The organism is Brunnivagina elsteri CCALA 953, from assembly GCF_002289455.1.
In the GTDB taxonomy this organism is placed as follows: Bacteria; Cyanobacteriota; Cyanobacteriia; order Cyanobacteriales; family Nostocaceae; genus Brunnivagina; species Brunnivagina elsteri.
Window position 1 is genome coordinate 1 of the sequence record NZ_NTFS01000763.1, and the last position, 1,283, is coordinate 1,283.

Annotated in this window: 1 protein-coding gene; it reads right to left on the reverse strand. The window is 41.5% G+C overall.

The genetic code is table 11. From position 1 onward, the window contains the following. Positions 1–300 precede the first annotated feature (300 nt). The coding region (locus CK510_RS32240; protein ID WP_245912536.1) for a p24 family protein at positions 301–1,283 on the reverse strand (983 nt) is incomplete at its 5' end.

Below are 1,283 nucleotides of genomic sequence, written 5' to 3' on the forward strand. Positions count from 1 at the left end.
TCCCAAGGGGAATATCGTAGAGTGCGATCGCATCTACCAAATAAAGCGAAAATAGTCATACTGAGTTAAAAAAAAAACCGGTTTCTAGAGAAAAAACTCAGGAAATTGGGTTTCTTCCTCACGAAAAATCTCTATTTAGTACGACTATCACAGAAACCCGATTTCTCCCTGAATGCGAAAACCTGAATAACCTTGTTGCATTGAGCTTGATTGTGATGGGAGAAACCTGGTTTCTGATTGGTGTTGCAGCGAAAATAGTCATACTGAGTTAAAGAGAAACCCGGTTTCTAGAGAAAAAAGCTATGGTATGGTTGTTTCCGTTGGTGTAGGTGTTGGTGTAGGTGTAGGTGTTGATGTAACCGTTGGTGTAGGTGTTGGTGTAGGTGTTGATGTTGATGTAACCGTTGGTGTAGGTGTTGGTGTAGGTGTTGATGTAACTACTGGTGTCGGAGAAGGGGGAGTTATTGCTGATGCGGAAACCTCGATCGCATATTCTAAGTTGCTCGAACCGGAAGAAGTAATCACAAATTCGTAATATCCGCTTTCGGGTAATGTAACTGAAAGGCTACGTTTGCTAGAATTTTGTAAATACTGGGTACTGCCACTAGGTGAATATACAGAAAGTAAAACCTTGGAATTAGCATCTAGCTCAAGTACCATTCTTTGTCCTTTTTGCAAAGATGCAATAAATACTTTACCATCACCAGGTTTGAGACTACCCCTAGCACTACCAGTCGTTGCACCATTCCCAAAGCTAATTCTTTCGGTTGCGCTACCCGATACGATCGCATCTACTTTGTCACTAGCGTATGCTTGCCAAACCTGTCTGATCGGTTGTTTTTTAAATTCGTCTGTGTCTTTTTTGTTGCGTTGTTCGGGAAATAGTCTCAGGAAAGCAGCATCGCTCAAGTCGTAAAGCGCTCGACTACCAACGCGAACCTCATTTATTTGCTCTTTCCAAGTATTTATGTCCGATGGGGTATAGTTTCCAAGTTTTTTTCTAGCTTTGGAACTCAAAGGAACCAATTTTTCTAATAAGTCGGCAGCTGTTTCATCCCATATAGCCCGTAATTTATCATCACTGGCATCATTAGTTAAGGTACGTCCTTTTTGACTGGGGTTATTATCCCAAAATCTCTGGTTGACTAGGTTGAGATAGAAATTGAAATCAACTTCCAATTCTTGACGACGACTTTTGAGTTTTTGTTTGCGATCGCGTTCTTCTAGTGAATAACTTGCGAGGGGATCGGTTGGTTGACTAGTTCCTGGTGATTGACTTGCTG